A 19260-nucleotide genomic window follows, 5' to 3' on the forward strand; every position below is an offset into this window, starting at 1 on the left:
TAGCCATTCATAAAAGCAGTGAAAAAATGCGAATGTTGCCAAAACAGAGACAAGGACAGGAGACAAAACATCATGCAAGCGAATAACGATTTTTCAGTGAATGATTCAACGACAATGCCAGTTAATCTAGCAATGAGTGCAGCCACCGGCAGTAACGAAACGCCGCTGATCGAGCAGACGCTTGCCGCATTTTTTGATGACATGGTAAACCGCGTGCCTGACAATGAAGCGCTAGTCGCATGTCATCAAAAGGTACGCCTGACCTATCGTCAATTGCAAACAGAATCACGGCGTCTGGCCAGTGCATTGCTAAAAATCGGCATTGAGCGCGGCGATCGTGTCGGGATCTGGTCGCACAACAATACTGAGTGGTTGTTGATGCAATTGGCGACGGCGCGGGTCGGCATTATTTTGGTGAATATTAACCCCGCCTATCGGGTCAGCGAGCTGGAGTACGCGCTCAATAAAGTAGGTTGCAAAGCGTTGGTCACGATGACCATTTTTAAAACCAGTGATTATCTGGAAATGTTGCGCACAGTCGCGCCAGAATTGGCGACATGCGCCCCCGGCCAGCTGATCGCAGCACGCGTACCCACCTTAAAAACGGTGGTGCAACTGGGGTCTGAAATATTGCCCGGCATGATGCGTTTTGCCGATTTGATCGCCAGCGGTGACGCTGACGATGCGCAAGTCGCTGCGATCAGCGCGACTCTGGACGCGACGGATGCGATCAATATTCAATTCACCAGCGGCACTACCGGCTTTCCAAAAGGCGCGACGCTGACCCACCGCAATATTCTGAACAACGGCTATTTCATTGGCGAAGCCATGCGCTTAACCGCGCAGGATAGGCTCTGCATTCCTGTGCCGCTGTACCACTGTTTCGGCATGGTGCTAGGCAATCTAGCCTGTTTAACGCATGGCGCAACCATCGTGTATCCGAACGATGGCTTCGATGCGTTGTCGGTATTGCAGGCGGTGCAGGACGAGCGCTGTACCGGCTTGCATGGCGTGCCGACCATGTTTATTGCGGAGCTTGATCATCCGCGTTTTGCCGAATTCGATCTAGCCACTTTACGCACCGGCATCATGGCCGGATCGCCGTGCCCGACCGAGATCATGAAGCGCGTTGTGCGTGATATGCATCTGGAGCAAATTACGATTGCGTATGGCATGACCGAGACCAGTCCGGTCAGTTGCCAAAGTCTGACGGATACGCCGCTGTCGAAACGCGTGTCGACCGTTGGTCAGGTGCATCCGCATCTTGAAGTCAAAATGGTCGATCCCGAATCCGGCGAGATCGTTGCCATCGGCGCTACCGGTGAGCTATGTACGCGTGGCTATTCGGTGATGCAAGGCTATTGGGATGATTTGCCAAAGACGCAAGAGGCAATCGATGCCGACGGCTGGATGCATACCGGCGATTTGGCGACGATGGACAGCGAAGGCTATGTCAACATCGTCGGGCGCATGAAAGACATGGTCATACGCGGTGGTGAAAATATTTATCCACGTGAAATTGAAGAATTTTTATATCGCCATCCAGCGGTGCAAGACGTGCAAGTCGTCGGTGTGCCGGACCCAAAATATGGCGAAGAGTTGTGTGCATGGGTGATCTTGCGGCCCGGTCAGAGCGTCGATGAAGATGGACTGCGGGCATTTTGTAAAGATCAGATCGCCTATTACAAAATCCCGCGTTACATTCGGTTTGTGGCGGCTTTTCCGATGACGGTGACGGGGAAAATACAGAAATTCAAAATCCGCGATGCAATGAAAGAAGAACTGCAAATTACTGATGTGAAGACTGCCTGAAGCGGATGGGTTGAGCAGTAAAAAGTGGTGACGCATACAGCGTTATCCAGCGCAGGAAAACTAAAAAGGATGTTGAAATGCCCCAGCTAGAAAGCAAACTGAATCCACGTAGCGAAGATTTTCAGCAGAATGCTAGCGCGCTCAATTTGCTGGTCGATGACTTGCGTCAAAAGGTGGCGCAGATTGCCGAAGGCGGCGGCGATGCAGCACGTAAAAAGCATGTTGCACGCGGTAAATTATTGCCGCGAGATCGGGTGCAAATGCTGCTTGATCCGGGTACGCCTTTCATGGAGTTTTCGCAACTGGCGGCGTATCACGTCTATAAAGATAAGGACGGCAGCGATGCCGCACCGGCTGCGGGCGTGATCACCGGGATCGGTCGCGTTGCTGGGCAAGAGTGCGTGATTGTTTGCAATGATGCGACGGTGAAAGGTGGGACTTATTATCCGTTGACCGTCAAAAAACATCTACGCGCACAAGAAATCGCCGAGCAAAATAATTTGCCGTGTATTTATCTGGTCGATAGCGGCGGTGCCAATTTGCCGAATCAGGATGACGTTTTTCCAGACCGCGATCATTTTGGTCGGATTTTTTATAATCAGGCGCATTTGTCGGCCAAGGGAATTCCGCAAATTGCTGTCGTGATGGGGTCTTGCACTGCCGGTGGCGCGTATGTTCCGGCCATGAGCGATGAGTCGATCATCGTCAAGAATCAGGGAACAATTTTTCTGGCCGGACCGCCGTTAGTTAAGGCGGCAACGGGCGAAGTTGTCAGCGCGGAAGATTTGGGTGGTGGCGACGTGCACACACGTTTGTCGGGCGTTGCCGATCATCTGGCGCAGAACGATCTGCACGCATTGGCGCTGGCTCGCACGATAGTGTCGAATTTAAATCGTAAGAAACCAGAAGGCCCGGTATTGCGCGTAGTAGTCGAGCCGAAATATCCGGCGCATGAATTATATGGCGTGATTCCGTTAGATACGCGTAAGCCGTTCGATGTCCGCGAAGTCATTGCGCGGGTCGTGGATGGCAGCGAATTCGATGAATTCAAGGCGCGTTATGGGACGACGTTAATTTGCGGTTTTGCGCATATTTATGGCATGCCGGTGGGGATTATTGCGAACAACGGGATTTTGTTTTCTGAAGCCGCGTTGAAAGGCACGCACTTTATTGAGTTGTGTTCCCAGCGCAAAATTCCGTTGGTGTTTTTGCAGAATATTACGGGGTTTATGGTTGGGCGCAAGTATGAGAATGAGGGCATTGCGCGCAATGGAGCGAAGATGGTGACGGCGGTTGCGACGACCGCTGTGCCGAAGTTGACGGTGATTATTGGCGGGAGTTTTGGTGCCGGTAATTACGGGATGTGCGGACGGGCTTTTTCGCCGCGGTTTTTGTGGATGTGGCCGAATGCGCGGATTTCTGTGATGGGTGGAGATCAGGCAGCGGGTGTGCTGGCTACGGTTAAGCGGGATGGTATTGAGGCTAAAGGTGGGAGTTGGAGTGCTGAGGAGGAAGAGGCGTTTAAGTCGCCGATTCGGGATCAGTATGAACATCAGGGGCATCCCTATTATGCTTCTGCGCGATTGTGGGATGACGGGGTTATTGATCCTGCCGATACGCGGAGGGTGTTGGGATTGGGGTTGAGTGCGGCGCTCAATGCGCCTGTTGCGGAGAGTAAATTTGGGGTTTTTCGAATGTAATCGGGATTTTTTTGAGGCTTTGGGGATGGTGCTTGCTGACACGCGTTGTGCTCCGCTGATGCAAGCCGGAGGCACCTAGCTGAAGCAAGAAAAAGCGAATAGCTGTCGGGCTACTCCCGACAAGCTAACCACGGAGTAGTAACCGAATCAATTAACCACAATCGCATCGGAACCACAATTTTCACCAAAGATTCAGAAAGCCGAAACAAACTATGCAACGCCATTTTGAATTGTTAGCCCGCTATCACCTCTGGGCCACAGAAAAAATCCTCTCCCACATCGCCAGCATCAGCGAGGATGACTATCGCCGCGATTGCGGACTTTTTTTCCACTCAATTCACGGCACCCTAAATCACATGTTAGTCGGCGAACTTCATTGGCACGCCCGCTTCACTAACAGTAACCCGATAACAATCCCCCTAAACGCAGAAGTCGAACCCGACCGCGTCGCGCTAGCATCTGCATTACACACAGCAGTCGCACGCTGGAATGACTTCGTCGACAACATCGCGCCAGAACGTTTTGACACCCAATTAATGTACAGCCGAGCTAACGGTGAAAAAACAACCACACCGTTTGCGCCAACCCTAGCCCACGTATTTAACCATGGCACCCATCACCGGGGCCAACTTAGCGCCGCGCTAACCTGCCTCGGTTATCCCGTCCCAGAACTAGATCTTATTTACAAAATACGCGAAGAAATAACACCGGAAACCAAACAATGACCTACCAAACACTCACTGTCAGCCAAGCAACCGACAACCCGAAAGTCGCCACGATCACGTTAAATCGCCCCGACGTGCGTAACGCCTTCAACCAAACCACCATCGCCGAAATCACCCGCGCCTTCACCGAACTCGGCGCAGCGCCAGAAATCCGCGCTATCGTCCTGGCCGCGAATGGCACCGCCTTCTGCGCCGGTGGCGACCTTAATTGGATGAAAGCCATGGCCGATTACACCCCGGAAGAAAATCGCACCGACGCCGGTCAACTGGCAGCCATGCTCCAAACCATCTACAACTGTCCAAAACCAGTAATTGCCCGCGTGCAAGGCGATTGCTACGCCGGAGGATTAGGATTAGTCACCGCCTGCGACATCGTCGTCGCCGTCGAAGAAGCCCATTTTTGCCTATCCGAAGTCCGCATCGGCCTGATTCCTGCCACGATTTCCCCCTACGTCATCAAGTCGATAGGCGAATCCGCCGCCCGCCGCTATTTCATCACCGCCGAGCGCTTTTCAGCCACAACCGCCCAGCGCCTCGGCTTAGTCCACGAATTAGTAACACCAGAAACCCTCGACGCCACAGTCAACACCCTACTCAAAGCCTTATTAGCCGCCAGCCCTGATGCCGTCACTGACGCCAAACGACTAGTCCGCGACATAGCAGGCCAACCATTGAACGCAGCGTTAATCGTCACTACCGTCGAAGGCATCGCCAAAAGTCGTGCCTCCGAGCAAGGCCGCGAAGGCGTCCGCGCATTTCTGGAAAAGCGCAAACCATCATGGCTACATTAACAAATTAAGGAAATTGCATGACGGCGAACCGGGGTCCGAATGACGACTGAACAGATATCCAGACAGGGATACCTATACAATTCTGGTTCCCTTGCATTTTCTTGCAGTACGGTAAGCGCAGACTTACCAGTTTTATAAGTAAACAGATGATAAATAATGGCTTTTTAAGCAACCCTTATCCGACCTATCAGGCGTTACGTCAGGCTGGTCCGCTGCACTGGAACGAAGAGTTTTGCGGCGGCGCATGGTTAGTCACGGAATATGCCGACGTTGCCAGCGTGCTGCGCGATCCGCGCTTTTCGGTGCGGCGCGCCGGTGGCTGGGCGAACAGCAGCGGTCCTGAAGCGCTGACCGAGCTGCGCGAATTCAAGCGCATTTTTTCGCGCTCGCTGCTTTTTGTCGATGCGCCGCAACACACGCGGTTGCGTCAAGTCATGAACGCAGGCTTTAAACCGTCCGCGTTACAGACACTGGCACCGCAGATTCAAATATTAGTAGATCGCCTGCTCGACAATGTTATTGCCAGCGCGTCAACACCCTCTTTCACCGGTTTCGACTTCATGCGCGATTTTGCCCGCCCCTTGCCCGCGCTGGTGATTGCCGCGATGTTAGGCATAGACAGCGACGATCGCGCCGAGTTTGTGGCTTGGTCGGACGATATCGCCGACTTTATCGGCAGCCCCACCCCGACCATCGACATCGCCCGCCGTGCACAAACCAGTCTGATTGCGATGAACGAATATTTCCGCGCATTGTTGCCGCAACGCCGCGCCCACCCCGGCGACGATTTAATCAGTCAACTAGTGTTGGCCGAAGCCAGCGGCGGCATTATTACGACCAAGGAATTACTGGCGCAATGTTGCACGCTGCTATTTGCGGGCCACGAAACCACGCGTAATCTGCTGGGCAATGGCATGTTGGCGCTGTTGCAACATCCAGAACAATGGCAGATGCTGCAACAAACGCCGACCTTATTGCCGTCGGCATTAAAAGAATTATTACGTTTCGATAGCCCGGTGCAATACACCGGCCGTCGTCTCAAAGTCGATGTCGAGTTACATGGTCAGGTCATGAAAAAAGGCGATTTAGTGATTCCCCTGATCGGCTCGGCAAATCGTGATCCTGCCAAGTTTGCGGACCCGGATGCGCTGGATATCACGCGCAATCAAGGTGCGCATTTATCCTTCGGTTACGGTCCGCATGTCTGCATCGGCGCGACGTTGACTTACATGGAAGCAGAAATTGCGCTGCGCAGCGTCATGCAGCGTTTGCCGCAGCTGCAATTGGGGGGAAATACCCAATCGTGGGGCAAAAACGCGGTCTATCGCAGCCTAAATGCATTGCCATTGCGCTTTACACCGGCGCTAACAACCGCACAGGCAACGGCGCAGCCAGAGGGCGAACTCCATGTCTGATCTGATGGATCAAATCAGCGCCCAGTTAATGCAGTTGCAAGAGCAGAAACTGTTCCGCAAAAGACGCGTCGTGGATGGTCCGCAAGGGCCGTTGCTGACAATTGATGGCAAGCCGACGCTGGCCTTTAGCAACAACGATTATCTGGGGCTGGCAAATCATCCGGCGCTAATCGCCGCGGCCCGCGATGGCCTGGAACGTTTTGGCGTCGGCGCAGCATCCTCAGCCCTGATTAGCGGTCATAGCAGCGAATGCGAAGCGTTGGAAATCGCGCTGGCAGGATTTGTCGGCATGCCGCGTGCGCTGCATTTCTCGAACGGTTATATGGCCAATATGGGTGTTATCCCCGCCTTGGTCGGCCCCGGCGATCTGGTGCTGTCCGATCGTCTGAATCATGCCTGTCTGATCGACGGTGCCCGTTTGTCTGGCGCTGAATTTCGCGTGTATCCGCATAACGACGTGGCAAAGGTAGAGCAGCAACTCGCCAAAAGTACCCATCCGCGCAAATTGATCATCACCGACGGCGTATTCAGCATGGACGGCGATATCGCGCCTTTGCCAGAATTGCTAGCGCTGTGCGAAAAATATGACGCATGGTTATTGGTCGATGATGCGCATGGCTTTGGCGTACTTGGTCCGCAAGGGCGCGGCAGTCTGGCCCATTTCGGACTTGCTTCCTGGCGTGTGTTGTATATGGGAACGCTGGGTAAGGCGGCTGGGGTTTCGGGTGCTTTTGTCGCCGGTGACGCAACGTTGATCGAATGGCTGGTGCAGCGGGCGCGCACGTATGTGTTCACCACTGCCAGCCCGCCGATGCTGGCAAGCGCATTGCTGGCGACGCTGAAGTTGCTGGAAACCGAAGACTGGCGTCAACAACATTTGCGGCAATTGGTGCAGCAATTGCATGACGGATTGGCGACATTGCCTTGGCAATTACTGCCGTCCGAAACAGCGATTCAGGCGCTGGTCGTAGGCGACAATCAACTCGCCTTAGATCTGATGGCGGACTTATTGGCGCAGGGCATCTGGGTCCCGGCGATTCGTCCGCCAACCGTGCCCAAGGGAACTGCGCGCTTGCGGATTTCGCTATCGGCTGCGCATACAACAGAACAAGTCGACCAATTGATTACCGCTTTGCACGCAGCGGCAGCAAAATACTTTGCAGGTGAAGACGGCAAAGCGCCTGCCTTGCAAAGTAAAGAAAAAATTGAGGAAGCATCTTGAAGCAAAATACACAATCAGACTGGGTAAAACGCAGTCTAAAAAGCGTCTGGCATCCGTGCACGCAAATGCAGCATCACGAAACCGTTCCGCTGATTCCGGTCAGCCATGGCCGTGGTGCATGGCTGTATGACGCCGACGGTAAGCGCTATCTGGACGCCATCAGTTCGTGGTGGGTGAATCTATTCGGTCATGCCAATCCGCGTATCAATGCGGCCTTGAAAGATCAGCTGGATAAGCTGGAACACGCAATGCTGGCCGGTTTCACGCATGAGCCGGTGATCCGTTTATCCGAACAACTGGCAGAGCGCACTGGCAATGTTTTAGGGCATTGTTTTTACGCCTCTGACGGCGCCTCGGCGGTGGAAATCGCCTTAAAAATGAGTTTTCACGCGTGGCGCAACACCGGGCATACCGCCAAGCAGGAATTCGTTTGCCTGAAAGGCAGTTACCACGGCGAAACCATCGGCGCGCTAGCCGTGACCGACGTCGCCTTATTCCGCGATGCCTACGGACCTATGCTGCGTCAGGCGCACGTCGTGATGTCGCCCGATGCACGTGCCGCTGAAGCAGGCGAAACCGCCGCCGATGTCGCCCGCCGTGCCGCCCATTCATTGGAACTGTTATTGCAGCAACGCGGTGACCATATAGCCGCCGTTATTATCGAACCGCTGGTGCAATGCGCGGCAGGCATGGCGATGCACGATCCAGTGTATCTGGCGGAAGTACGCGCACTCTGCGATCGTTATCAAGTGCATCTGATCTTTGATGAAATCGCTGTGGGCTGCGGTCGCACCGGGACATTTTTTGCTTCAGAGCAAGCCACCGCAATCGGCTCTGAAGGGGCTGAAAAACAACCCGTCTGGCCCGATTTTGTTTGTCTCTCAAAAGGTATTAGCGGGGGTTATTTGCCGCTTTCGCTAGTGATGACGACGGACGCGATTTATAACGCGTTTTACGATGCCGATGTCACCCGTGCCTTTTTGCATTCGCATTCCTATACCGGCAATCCTCTGGCCTGTCGCGCCGCGTTGGCGACGTTAGAAATTTTCGAGCAGGATGACGTCCTCAACGCTAATCGCGTACGCGCACAACGGATCACCGCCGCACTACAACCGCTGGCCGATCATCCACGTGTCCGCAATTTCCGTCAGCGCGGCATGATCTGGGCGTTCGATGCTGTGATCGACGATGCGGCACAGGCAGGGACTTTTTCACGGCGCTTTTTCAGCAAGGCGCTGGACAGCGAACTGCTGCTGCGTCCGATAGGCAAGTCCGTTTATCTGATGCCGCCGTTTATTCTCGATGACGCCGAATGCGATTTGCTGGCAGCGCGCACCGCCGATGTATTCAACAGCGTGATTGACGGAGGCAGCTAATGCTTATCCCGACCAATACGCTTCAATGCGCTTATTTTGTCGCTGGCACCGACACTGAAATCGGCAAGACCCTGATCGCTGCCAGCCTGTTGCATGCGCTGACTAAAACCGGTGTTCGCACGGCAGGCATGAAGCCGGTCGCGGCGGGCGCTGAACTGCGCGACGGCGTATGGCATAACGATGACGCCGATGCGTTGGCGGTGCAAGCCAGCGTGGTATTGCCGACTGCGCTGGCAACGCCGTATTTATTCCGTCAGCCAACTGCGCCGCATATCGCCGCTGCGCTGGAAGACCGGCCCATCGCTTTGCCGCCAATTCTGGCCTGCTACCAACAAATAGCAGCGTTGGCTGATGCGGTAGTGGTCGAAGGCGTTGGCGGCTTTCGGGTGCCGTTAAATGACACACTCGATACTGCCGATCTGGCGCAAGAATTAGGCTTGCCAGTGATATTGGTGGTGGGCTTGCGTCTCGGTTGCATCAGCCATGCGCTGCTGACGGTCGAGGCGATTGCGGCGCGTGGTTTGTCATTGGCTGGCTGGGTTATCAATACCGTAGACCCGGATATGCTTAACAGCGACGCCACTGTCGATGCGCTGACGGCGCGCATAAATGCACCTTTGCTGGGCCGCGTGCCACGGCTGCCCGTCCCGGCTGCGGAGCTGGTTTCTGCCGCCGCCGATTATCTCCATTTTTCAAGTTTGCCGGGCTGGCCTGCCGACACGCTTTCAACACATTCCCTCCATACTAAGGAAATCTGACCATGTCTTCGCAACCTAGCGTTTCTACAACCTCACAACCGATCACTTTTCAGACTGGCGTTGCCCAGAAAATAGTTGCACCAGCAGCCGACGCCGCCTGGCGGGTTGAAGAAGTGTTGGAAATTTTCAATTTGCCGTTCAACGATTTGATGTTCCGTGCGCAACAAGTCCATCGCGAAAATTTTGATCCGACCGAAGTTGAGCTAGCCACGCTGTTGTCTATCAAGACCGGTGGTTGTCCGGAAGACTGCGGCTATTGCCCGCAAGCTGCGCGTTACGATACCGGCGTTGTCGCTCAAAAAATCCTGCCATTAGATACAGTTCTGGATGCAGCACGCCAAGCAAAGGCGCACGGCGCGACACGTTTCTGTATGGGCGCAGCATGGCGCGAGCCGAAAGACCGTGATCTGGAACACGTCGAAGCGATGGTCCGTGGCGTTAAAGCGCTGGGCCTTGAAACCTGCGCTACGCTGGGTATGCTGGGCGAAGGTCAGGCTGAACGCCTGAAACAAGCTGGCCTTGATTACTACAACCACAATCTGGATACCGCGCCTGAGTTATACGGCGACATCATCACCACCCGCGATTACCAAAACCGCCTCGACACGATCGATAGCGTGCGCGGCGTCGGGATTAAAGTCTGTTGCGGCGGCATTGTCGGCATGGGCGAATCACGCTTGCAACGCGCCGGTCTGGTCGCGCAATTGGCGAACATGACGCCGTATCCTGAATCGGTGCCGGTCAACAATTTGGTGCAAGTCGAAGGTACGCCGTTATACGGTATTGAAGCGCTGGATTTGCTGGAATTTGTACGTACGATTGCAGTGGCACGGATCACGATGCCGAAGGCGCGGGTACGTTTATCTGCCGGTCGCCGACAAATGGGCGAAGCGATTCAATCGCTGTGTTTTCTGGCCGGTGCAAACTCGATTTTCTACGGTGATAAATTGCTGACAACCGGCAATCCAGAAGTCGAAGAAGACCGCGCATTGCTAGCCAAACTTGGCATGCACACGCGTTCGACCGCGATTGATGCACGCTGTGAAGTCACCCAAAGCGAAGTATAAAAATGTGCGTTCTCTTTGCCTTCTGTTGGATCGGCAAAGAGAACGCTAAATAATAAAAAATCAATCGGAGGAGAGCCATGTTCACCAAGATCCTGATCGCCAATCGCGGAGAAATTGCCTGCCGCGTTGCTGCAACGGCGCGCCGGATGGGCGTTAAAACGGTTGCCGTTTATTCGGAAGCCGATGCACGCGCCAAACATGTGGCAGTCTGTGACGAGGCAGTTTGCATCGGCCCGGCGTCGGCTAAAGAAAGCTATCTGCGCGCCGATAAAATTATCGCCGTCGCGCTTGCGACTGGTGCACAAGCGATTCATCCGGGTTATGGTTTTTTGTCAGAGAATGCACAATTTGCACAGGCCTGCGTCGATGCCGGGCTAGTATTTATCGGGCCACCCGCCAGCGCAATTCAGGCGATGGGATCGAAATCTGCCGCCAAATCGTTAATGGAAAAAGCCGAAGTGCCGCTGGTCCCCGGCTATCACGGCGACGACCAGGACGCCGATCTTTTGCATCAGCAAGCAGACAAGATCGCCTATCCGGTATTGCTGAAGGCCAGTGCTGGCGGTGGTGGCAAGGGGATGCGTATCGTTGAGAACAGCGCGGATTTCAAGGCCGCATTGGCGTCTTGCAAACGGGAAGCGATCAGCAGTTTTGGTGACGATAAAGTATTGGTTGAAAAATATCTGACGCGGCCACGCCACATTGAGATTCAGGTATTCGCCGACAGTTTCGGCGAATGCGTTTATCTGTTCGAACGCGATTGCTCGGTACAGCGACGCCATCAAAAAGTATTAGAAGAAGCGCCCGCGCCGGGGATGCCGGAAGAGCGCCGCAAAGCGATGGGCGAGGCCGCCGTCGCCGCTGCCAAGGCAGTCGGTTATGTCGGTGCAGGCACGGTCGAATTTATCGCGAACCAAGACGGTTCATTCTATTTCATGGAAATGAATACTCGTCTGCAAGTCGAGCATCCGGTCACCGAAATGATCACCGGTCTTGATCTGGTGGAATGGCAATTACGCGTGGCCTCCGGTGAAGCGCTACCGCTAAAACAAGATCAGCTGAAGCTAAGCGGTCATGCGATTGAAGCGCGGATTTATGCGGAAAATCCTAACAAGGGATTTTTGCCATCGATAGGTACCTTGCGTCATTTGCGCACGCCGCTTGCGCGTGAATTTGAGATTGGCAGCGCGACGCAGCAAAGCGGCGACACGATTGTGCGGATTGATTCCGGCGTGCGTGAAGGCGATGCGATTTCGCCTTTTTACGATCCCATGATCGCCAAGCTGATTGTCTGGGCACCGGATCGCAGGCAAGCGCTGGCAGCGATGACCAACGCATTGGCGCAGTATCAGATTGTTGGGCTGGCGAGCAATATCACGTTCTTGCAGCGTCTGATTGCCAGCAAGCCGTTTGCGACGGCGGATCTGGATACAGGGCTGATCGAGCGTCACCATGACACGTTATTTCCGTCTGCTCAGCCGGTGGATATTGCCGTGCTGGCCTTGGCGACTGCCGCGTTGCTCGCCGCAGAGCGCACTGCTAGCGATGCATCCGATCGTCATAGCAATCCATGGACAGATACCAGCGGCTGGCGTTTAAACAGTAATTTGCAGCGCCAGTTAACGTTTGTGGACGATGGCAAAAGCACCCCGATTGCGGTGATGTATCAGTCCGGCGGTTGGCTGTTGGAGCACGCGCAACACTTCAGCCGGATGGCGCTGTTGCAGCAGAATGGCAATGATTACACCATCAGTCTTGAGGACCGGGAAGTGCGCGGCACGGTTGTTCGCGACGCCGCGGATGGTTCGCTGTTTCAGATATTTACCGGCGGCCATCAAACCACGCTGGGCTATGTTGATCCGTTGGCGCATGCGGGTGAAAGCGAAGCCGAAGGCGGTCGTTTGACAGCCCCGATGCCGGGCAAAATCGTAGCGGTATTGGTGGCGCAAGGCGATAAGGTCAAAAAAGGCGCACCGTTGCTCATTATGGAGGCGATGAAAATGGAACACACCATCGCCGCCCCAGCCGATGGTCTGGTGGAAGAATTGTTATATACGGTCGGCGATCAAGTTGCGGAAGCGGCGCAATTGCTGGCGTTTACACTTGATGCAAGTTAATGCTAGCGATTTAAGGATAATGGCATGAAGGTAATGTTTTATACGCCTCCGACTAGCTTTATGCAGGGCTGGTTTGAGGATATTGCGAGGGCTTTGCCTGAGGCAGAGTGTCGATTCTGGCAAGAGGGCGATACCGCCCATGCTGACTATGCAGTGGTCTGGCATCCGCCAGCTTCGATGCTGCAAGGCAGGACCGCGTTGAAAGGAATTTTCAATCTAGGTGCCGGGGTCGATGCAATTTTGAAGCTTGGCGATGCGTTGCCAGCAGGCGTGCCGTTGGTGCGCGTAGATGACGGTGGTATGGCGATCCAGATGGCGGAATATGTGACCCATGCGGTGCTTGGTTATTTTCGTCGGTTTGATGCGTATCGGCAGCAGTCTGCGCGTTGCGAATGGCAGCCTTTAGCGCCTAATACAAAGCAGGATTTTCGAGTGGGGATTCTTGGGCTGGGGGTGCTTGGTGTACGGATTGCCAGCGCGTTGGCGTACTTTGAATTTCCTGTGAATGGGTGGAGTCGGAGTCAGAAATCCTTGCCGGGTGTCGATTGTTACTCGGGTGAAGATGGATTGGATGCGTTCTTGCGGGCATCTCGGGTGGTGGTGTGTATTTTGCCGTTGACGCCGGATACGGCGGGGATTTTGAATCGGGATAACTTGCTGAAGCTGGATAGGGGCAACGGTGGGGCGTATGTTATCAATGTCGCTCGGGGTGGGCATTTAGTTGAGGATGATTTGCTGGCGTTGATTGGGACTGGAGAGATTGCTGGGGCGACGTTGGATGTGTTTGGGCGGGAGCCGATGGATGGCGGCCATCCCTTTTGGCAGGAGTCGCGGATTTGTATTACGCCGCATATTTCGGCTGTATCGGTTTATGAGGAAACGATTCGGCAGATTAGCGGGAAGATTCGGGTGGTTGAGGGAGGGGGAGTTGTTGGGGGCGTGGTGGATCGGGTGGTGGGTTATTAGGTGAGTCTGGCGTTACTTAAGTCCGTTTGCGCTCCGTGGGGGTTTTGGGTTTGGTGATTGCTGAAACGGGATGTGCTCCGTTGATGCAAGCCGGGGGCGCCTAGCTGAAGCAAGAAGAAGTGACTAAATGTCGGGCCACCCCCAACGAACTAACCACGGAGCGCTAACCGGTTTAAATAACGACAAACCGACCAGCGCCGAAAGCATCATCAAACAACCAACTGAACTCAAGACAAAGTAAAAAAACATTCATCAAGTTCTCAGATAATTCAAAAAGGAAACTCAAAATGACATTCCCGAGCAAAGTCAAAATCGTCGAAGTCGGCCCTCGTGACGGCCTGCAAAACGAAAAAGAAACCATCCCCGCAGACATCAAAATTGCGTTAATCAATCAATTAACAGCAGCCGGATTCGCCAACATCGAAGCCGCCTCGTTCGTCTCCCCAAAATGGGTCCCCCAAATGGCCACCTCCACCGAGGTAATGGCAGGAATCACACGCAAACAAGGTGTCATCTACTCCGCCCTAACCCCCAACATGCAAGGCCTAACGGCAGCCTTAGCAGCAAACGCCGATGAAATGGTGATATTCGGCTCCGCCTCCGAAGCCTTCTCCCAAAAAAACATCAATTGCTCAATAGCCGACTCAATCGAACGCTTCCGCGACGTCGCACTAGCCGCCAAACAAGCCGGCAAACGCCTGCGTGGCAGCATCAGTTGCGCCTTCGGATGCCCCTATCAAGGCGAAGTCAGCATCCCCGCAGTCATAGACGTCCTGCAACGCATGCGCGACCTCGGCTGCGATGAAATCGATATCGCCGACACCATCGGCGTCGGCACCCCGAACAAAGTCAAAACAGTCATGCAAGCGCTAGTGCAAGAATTCCCCATCGACCGCTTGTCAGGACACTTCCACGACACCTACGGCCAGGCACTAGCAAATATCTACGCCAGCCTCGATGTCGGCATCTCGATCTATCACGCATCCGTCGCCGGACTAGGCGGCTGCCCCTACGCCAAAGGCGCAACCGGCAACGTTGCCACCGAAGACGTGCTGTATTTGATGCAAGGACTGGGTATCGAAACCGGAATCGACCTGGATGCAGTCGTAGAAGCGGGCCAATTTATCTCCCAACATCTCGGCCGCAAAGGTTCCAGCCGCGCAGGAAACGCGATTGCCGCCAAACGTGCATCGGTTTAATAAAGCACGCGCCGCGTAAATAGATCGACCAGACAAATCGGATGGATTGCATCGCTGGATACACCAAAATATTCCCCCGAATCCAGCCCATCCATTGTGTTATCAAAATGCATCTCTTTATGCCTGTATGCCAACAGAAGTCCAATAGAAATGATTTCAAGCCCGGTACTGCGTAGAATGGCGAAATTAATTTAATCAGGAAGCAAAATAATGAAGAAGTCCGGCATGGCAAAGATGCAAGCAATGAAACTCAGCGGCAAAATGAAACAACCCGGCACCGCCGCGCCATTCGGTCAGGTCGCGCCAGTCGTATTGGATCGCCGCGATCAGCGTAAATTGGATCAGTCCTTGGGCTTGGTGCCATTTGCCGTCAAACTCAACAGCGATCTGGTGCAACAAGTACAAACCTTGGCACAACAACGCGAATGCGGTGTCAATGAATTGGTCGCCGAATTGCTAAAACAAGCCCTGGCAGCGCAATAATCCAGCAAAACCACGCAAACGTCGCAAAATCATCATCCAATAACCTATAGCCAGCCAATAGCAACCAATCAGTCTAGCCCGATGGAAAATACCACTCTTCCCGAGACCGCCCAGCGCGTCGCCAGTTTGCTTGCGCAGATGGGGCATGACAAATTGGTGGTCATGCTGCCAGCGACCGGCAAAACCTCCGCTGAGGCTGCCGCCGGTCTGGGTTGCAGCGTTGCCGAAATCGCTAAGGCGATCGTCTTCAGACGCCTCAGCGACGATGCTGCGGTGATGGTGATGGCTAGCGGCAGTAATCGCGTAGACGAAGCCAAGGTGTCTGCGATTGTGGGCGCGCTCGTCAAGGCCGATGCCCGCTTCGTTAAGGAGCGAATTGGTTATGCTATCGGCGGCGTTTGCCCAATCGGCCATATTGGCAAGACCGTGATGCTGATCGATCAGGATTTATTGGCGCTGGACAGTGTGTGGGCAGCGGCCGGACATCCGCACGCGGTTTTCAATTTGACGCCGCACCAATTGATCGCCATGACCAATGCGCCAGTGGCGGATATCGCGTGTGTGGTGAATGCGGCATCGTAAATCTAGAGCGCCTGCAACGGCGCGATATTCCCCGCTGTTCGCACAACACTGCCGGAGAAAAATCGCATCATGAAAGATATCTCGATCACGCCAGATAATCCCGCGCAGAATAATGATCAATACAATGATTTAGCCGCATCGATACTTGTAAGCTCACCCTGTATCAGCCTGTGCCGCATGGATGACGAGACCGGTTTATGTGAAGGCTGCGCCCGTACGCTGGATGAAATTTGTGACTGGGCCGATGCCGATGATGCAGAAAAACGGGCGATCTTACACGCCATTGATCTGCGCCGCGGATCGCACAATCCAAGTCAACAATGAACACGTCCTTGCGCGCTTTGTTGCCACCGACCATGCACGTCTTGCAGCGCGGCTGGTTATCGTCAAATAACATCCTGTTTTTGGGGCGCGAACAAACCGCGTTAATCGATAGCGGTTATCACACGCACGCCCAACAAACCGTCGCGCTAGCAGGACAGGTATTGCAAGCGCGTCCGCTCGATTTGTTACTCAATACGCATCTGCATTCGGATCATTGCGGTGGCAATGCCGCCTTGCAACAGGCCTACAAATGCCGCACTTTTATCCCCGCAGCAGAGGCGGCAAAAGTCCGTGATTGGGATCAGGCGGCATTAGGTTATATCGCCACAGGCCAGCAATGCGACCGCTTTGGCTACGATGCACTCTTGCAGCATGGCGATGAAATAATGCTCGGCGATATGATGTGGCAGGCGCTGGCCGCGCCAGGGCATGATCCGCATTCGCTGATTTTTTATTGCCCAGAACAACGGATTTTAATTTCTGCCGATGCACTATGGGAAAACGGCTTTGGCGTCATTTTTCCGGAGCTGGATGGCGAGTCAGGTTTTGCCGAAGCGCGGGCAACGCTGGAGATGATTGCCGCTCTGGATGTGGCGGTGGTCATTCCCGGCCATGGTCGACCTTTTACCGATGTCGCCAGCGCGCTGACTGTCGCCTTTTCGCGACTGGATTATCTATCGGCAGACCCGGTGCGTAATGCGCAAAATGCGCTGAAGGTTTTGTTGAAGTTTTCTCTGCTGGAGCGCCAACAGCTTAGCTTGGCCGAGGTGACGCAGTTTGTAGCAACGACGCCGCTGATAATGTCTACCAATCAGCGCCACTTACAACGCACCGATGCCGAATTAACTGCTTGGCTGATCGCGCAATTGGTGCGTGCGGGCGCGGCACGGCTGGATGGCGAAATATTGTTCAATTGCGATTAAGTTTTCCTTTATCAGGCAGCCTTTTTCTAAGGGCATTCTGCCGCATATTTCCGCTTTAAATGTCATCAGATTTGCCTGGCGGACGCGCTTGGCTTACCACTGCGCCAATAAAGATCGGATAGCCAGCGCCTAATATCACGGCAATGAGCGCATTTTGGATCATTTCTGTTTCCAAAGGGCTAAACGATTCAGCGACCGCGGTGGCGGCGGTGCTGATCAATTCGCAGCTGGTCGGCAATATTGGCGCAATCGTTGTTGGCAAGAGCGCAGCGCTGGCGGCTGAGCCAAGCATGACCGCGCTGGTGAACAGGGCAGAGCGCGCGGCGATATTTCGGGTGGCAAGGTTGCCCCAGGCTTCCAGCGTCGGTGGCGTAAAGGTCAGCGTGATCTGAAAAGTCCGTCCCTCCCTGTAATGCTGGACGCCGCGTACGACAAATTCGTCGATTGTTTCTGCTACCAGATTAAATCCGGCCCGTACTAAGTCATTGACGACCGTTTCCAGATAGTCCGTCAGGGCCGCCGCACTGGCACCGGATGGCGAGCCGAAGCGGTCCATGCCGACGCCAACCACAAATTGCTCGACCGAATACGCGCTGCCGCTAATTGCCGCCGTTTGCCAGTCCATCGCTTGCGTACCATCTTTGAGGGTGAACACGGATTGGATCAGATCGCGCATGATGCAATAACCGGTAAATGCCACCAAAGATGAGGCCAATCCAGGTAGTACGCCCGTTACGGCGGCGGCAATGATACCGCCCGCTGACAGCAGAATATTCAGTGCGTGGCAAGCAGCGGAAGTGATTGTCGAAGTCCTGCGATACCTTTCCTGCGCTGCGCCGATGACATTGAGGATGATCGGCAAACTTGCCACCATTGCAGCCAACGCCGTGCGCGTCGCGACGGTCGCATCGTTATCGTTGAGTTTTTCTTCTACAAAATAAGCAATCGCTTGCCGTATAAACGTCGGAAGCGCCACGCTGGCGACATTCCGGCCTACGATATTTGTCAGATTGCAGACGTGACGTCCGGCGTCGCTAGTCGCAGGATTTTGGATGATATAGCGCAAAATTGCCTTGAGTCGCGCCAGATAATTGGCTGGCGATGCCAGATGATATTCTCCGTCCATCTCCTCTTGCCGCTCAATTTCTATCATCACGGCTGCTACTGAAGCAGTTGGCCTGATCGGATAAGTGCCTTCGGTGAGATACGTTAACATCGCTTCCGACATCTCGAGCTGCTCTTCGGTGAAACTTTTTTGTTCCTGCTCAGTGGCGAGGACGGCCAAATCCAGCGCTTGATACAACCCACTGAGCGTGAGTTGTGCAGCGTGCGCGGTCGCCAGTTCCGGGTGGTTTTCCAGCCTATCGAATGCGTTGCGAAACAACGCATGGCATTGGGTGAAATCTAGCGATGCAATATTGTCCGCGGCCCTGTTGAGATGGGATGTATCCACGTCAAGATTCAGTGCTTGCAAACTACGTCGGGTCGTCGGCGATGAAGGCGAAATAGGAGGGAGCATAAAGTACCGGTCAGTCTGCGATAAGCATGATGTCGTGCTGATGTGGATGTGGGCGGAATAAGAAAGGGCGTCGCATAAGTGTCTAATTTATGCCGTAACTATTCCTCGTCGGTGGATATATTCAGATGCAAAAATCATTAAGACGATTCTTTGGATTAAGAAAAATCTGATGACAAGGGCAGAGACATAATTACGATATTTAGTTCCCAAAAAATGTTTTTTCAAATTGACACGAAACGAGTGTCAGCGCGCATGCGCTATCGCATGCTTGCGATTTTTTA

Annotated in this window: 17 protein-coding genes; 16 read left to right on the top strand and 1 reads right to left on the bottom strand. The window is 54.1% G+C overall.

What is annotated here, in order from left to right:
• Window positions 1-72: 72 nt before the first annotated feature.
• The 16 genes from C7W93_RS19205 to C7W93_RS19280 all read left to right on the top strand — a co-directional run bounded on the left by C7W93_RS19205 (window position 73) and on the right by C7W93_RS19280 (window position 17460).
• On the top strand, window positions 73-1812 hold the full coding sequence (locus tag C7W93_RS19205; RefSeq protein ID WP_370446485.1) for an AMP-binding protein: 1740 nt from the start codon (window positions 73-75) through the stop codon (window positions 1810-1812).
• 77 nt (window positions 1813-1889) lie between these two features.
• Window positions 1890-3512 (top strand): carboxyl transferase domain-containing protein, encoded by a 1623-nt coding sequence (locus tag C7W93_RS19210; RefSeq protein WP_108441843.1) that lies wholly within the window; start codon window positions 1890-1892, stop codon window positions 3510-3512.
• Window positions 3513-3724: 212 nt separating this feature from the next.
• On the top strand, window positions 3725-4237 hold the full coding sequence (locus C7W93_RS19215; RefSeq protein ID WP_108441844.1) for a DinB family protein: 513 nt from the start codon (window positions 3725-3727) through the stop codon (window positions 4235-4237).
• Entirely contained in the window at window positions 4234-5028 is a 795-nt protein-coding gene (locus C7W93_RS19220) for an enoyl-CoA hydratase/isomerase family protein (protein ID WP_108441845.1), read from the top strand. Before C7W93_RS19215 ends, C7W93_RS19220 begins: the two co-directional genes overlap by 4 nt.
• Before the next feature lie 146 nt (window positions 5029-5174).
• A complete protein-coding gene (locus tag C7W93_RS19225) occupies window positions 5175-6443 on the top strand; it encodes a cytochrome P450 (protein ID WP_108441846.1) in 1269 nt (422 codons plus the stop codon).
• Window positions 6436-7665: an 8-amino-7-oxononanoate synthase gene (gene bioF, locus C7W93_RS19230; RefSeq protein WP_108441847.1), complete on the top strand. Its 1230-nt coding sequence runs from the start codon at window positions 6436-6438 to the stop codon at window positions 7663-7665. The genes C7W93_RS19225 and bioF overlap by 8 nt, the downstream gene beginning before the upstream one ends.
• A complete protein-coding gene (gene bioA, locus C7W93_RS19235; protein ID WP_108441848.1) occupies window positions 7662-9041 on the top strand; it encodes an adenosylmethionine--8-amino-7-oxononanoate transaminase in 1380 nt (459 codons plus the stop codon). Before bioF ends, bioA begins: the two co-directional genes overlap by 4 nt.
• Window positions 9041-9799, top strand: coding sequence for a dethiobiotin synthase (bioD, locus tag C7W93_RS19240; protein ID WP_108441849.1), 759 nt, complete (start codon window positions 9041-9043; stop codon window positions 9797-9799). The genes bioA and bioD overlap by 1 nt, the downstream gene beginning before the upstream one ends.
• Window positions 9800-9801: 2 nt before the next feature.
• The gene (gene bioB, locus C7W93_RS19245; RefSeq protein ID WP_108441850.1) at window positions 9802-10866 is read left to right on the top strand and encodes a biotin synthase BioB; all 1065 of its coding nucleotides are present in this window, start codon (window positions 9802-9804) and stop codon (window positions 10864-10866) included.
• A 77-nt stretch (window positions 10867-10943) separates the two neighbouring features.
• Window positions 10944-12983: an acetyl/propionyl/methylcrotonyl-CoA carboxylase subunit alpha gene (locus tag C7W93_RS19250; RefSeq protein WP_108441851.1), complete on the top strand. Its 2040-nt coding sequence runs from the start codon at window positions 10944-10946 to the stop codon at window positions 12981-12983.
• Between the two features lie 24 nt (window positions 12984-13007).
• On the top strand, window positions 13008-13949 hold the full coding sequence (locus C7W93_RS19255) for a glyoxylate/hydroxypyruvate reductase A (RefSeq protein WP_108441852.1): 942 nt from the start codon (window positions 13008-13010) through the stop codon (window positions 13947-13949).
• Between the two features lie 287 nt (window positions 13950-14236).
• A complete protein-coding gene (locus tag C7W93_RS19260; protein ID WP_108441853.1) occupies window positions 14237-15148 on the top strand; it encodes a hydroxymethylglutaryl-CoA lyase in 912 nt (303 codons plus the stop codon).
• Window positions 15149-15358: 210 nt separating this feature from the next.
• Window positions 15359-15631: a hypothetical protein gene (locus C7W93_RS19265; protein WP_108441854.1), complete on the top strand. Its 273-nt coding sequence runs from the start codon at window positions 15359-15361 to the stop codon at window positions 15629-15631.
• 81 nt (window positions 15632-15712) lie between these two features.
• On the top strand, window positions 15713-16213 hold the full coding sequence (locus C7W93_RS19270) for a YbaK/EbsC family protein (RefSeq protein ID WP_108441855.1): 501 nt from the start codon (window positions 15713-15715) through the stop codon (window positions 16211-16213).
• A 69-nt stretch (window positions 16214-16282) separates the two neighbouring features.
• Window positions 16283-16537 (top strand): DUF1289 domain-containing protein, encoded by a 255-nt coding sequence (locus C7W93_RS19275; RefSeq protein ID WP_108441856.1) that lies wholly within the window; start codon window positions 16283-16285, stop codon window positions 16535-16537.
• Window positions 16534-17460: an MBL fold metallo-hydrolase gene (locus C7W93_RS19280; protein ID WP_108441857.1), complete on the top strand. Its 927-nt coding sequence runs from the start codon at window positions 16534-16536 to the stop codon at window positions 17458-17460. The genes C7W93_RS19275 and C7W93_RS19280 overlap by 4 nt, the downstream gene beginning before the upstream one ends.
• A 55-nt stretch (window positions 17461-17515) precedes the next feature.
• Here C7W93_RS19280 and C7W93_RS19285 read toward each other — a convergent pair whose 3' ends face one another.
• Window positions 17516-18979, bottom strand: coding sequence for a hypothetical protein (locus tag C7W93_RS19285; protein ID WP_108441858.1), 1464 nt, complete (start codon window positions 18977-18979; stop codon window positions 17516-17518).
• Between the last annotated feature and the right edge of the window lie 281 nt (window positions 18980-19260).

The organism is Glaciimonas sp. PCH181, assembly GCF_003056055.1.
Taxonomy (GTDB): Bacteria; Pseudomonadota; Gammaproteobacteria; order Burkholderiales; family Burkholderiaceae_D; genus Glaciimonas.

Coding starts and splice junctions, on each gene's coding strand:
- C7W93_RS19205 (WP_370446485.1), top strand. CDS start 73: ATGCAAGCGAATAACGATTTTTCAGTGAATGATTCAACGACAATGCCA.
- C7W93_RS19210 (WP_108441843.1), top strand. CDS start 1,890: ATGCCCCAGCTAGAAAGCAAACTGAATCCACGTAGCGAAGATTTTCAG.
- C7W93_RS19215 (WP_108441844.1), top strand. CDS start 3,725: ATGCAACGCCATTTTGAATTGTTAGCCCGCTATCACCTCTGGGCCACA.
- C7W93_RS19220 (WP_108441845.1), top strand. CDS start 4,234: ATGACCTACCAAACACTCACTGTCAGCCAAGCAACCGACAACCCGAAA.
- C7W93_RS19225 (WP_108441846.1), top strand. CDS start 5,175: ATGATAAATAATGGCTTTTTAAGCAACCCTTATCCGACCTATCAGGCG.
- bioF (WP_108441847.1), top strand. CDS start 6,436: ATGTCTGATCTGATGGATCAAATCAGCGCCCAGTTAATGCAGTTGCAA.
- bioD (WP_108441849.1), top strand. CDS start 9,041: ATGCTTATCCCGACCAATACGCTTCAATGCGCTTATTTTGTCGCTGGC.
- bioB (WP_108441850.1), top strand. CDS start 9,802: ATGTCTTCGCAACCTAGCGTTTCTACAACCTCACAACCGATCACTTTT.
- C7W93_RS19250 (WP_108441851.1), top strand. CDS start 10,944: ATGTTCACCAAGATCCTGATCGCCAATCGCGGAGAAATTGCCTGCCGC.
- C7W93_RS19255 (WP_108441852.1), top strand. CDS start 13,008: ATGAAGGTAATGTTTTATACGCCTCCGACTAGCTTTATGCAGGGCTGG.
- C7W93_RS19260 (WP_108441853.1), top strand. CDS start 14,237: ATGACATTCCCGAGCAAAGTCAAAATCGTCGAAGTCGGCCCTCGTGAC.
- C7W93_RS19265 (WP_108441854.1), top strand. CDS start 15,359: ATGAAGAAGTCCGGCATGGCAAAGATGCAAGCAATGAAACTCAGCGGC.
- C7W93_RS19270 (WP_108441855.1), top strand. CDS start 15,713: ATGGAAAATACCACTCTTCCCGAGACCGCCCAGCGCGTCGCCAGTTTG.
- C7W93_RS19275 (WP_108441856.1), top strand. CDS start 16,283: ATGAAAGATATCTCGATCACGCCAGATAATCCCGCGCAGAATAATGAT.
- C7W93_RS19280 (WP_108441857.1), top strand. CDS start 16,534: ATGAACACGTCCTTGCGCGCTTTGTTGCCACCGACCATGCACGTCTTG.
- C7W93_RS19285 (WP_108441858.1), bottom strand. CDS start 18,979: ATGCTCCCTCCTATTTCGCCTTCATCGCCGACGACCCGACGTAGTTTG.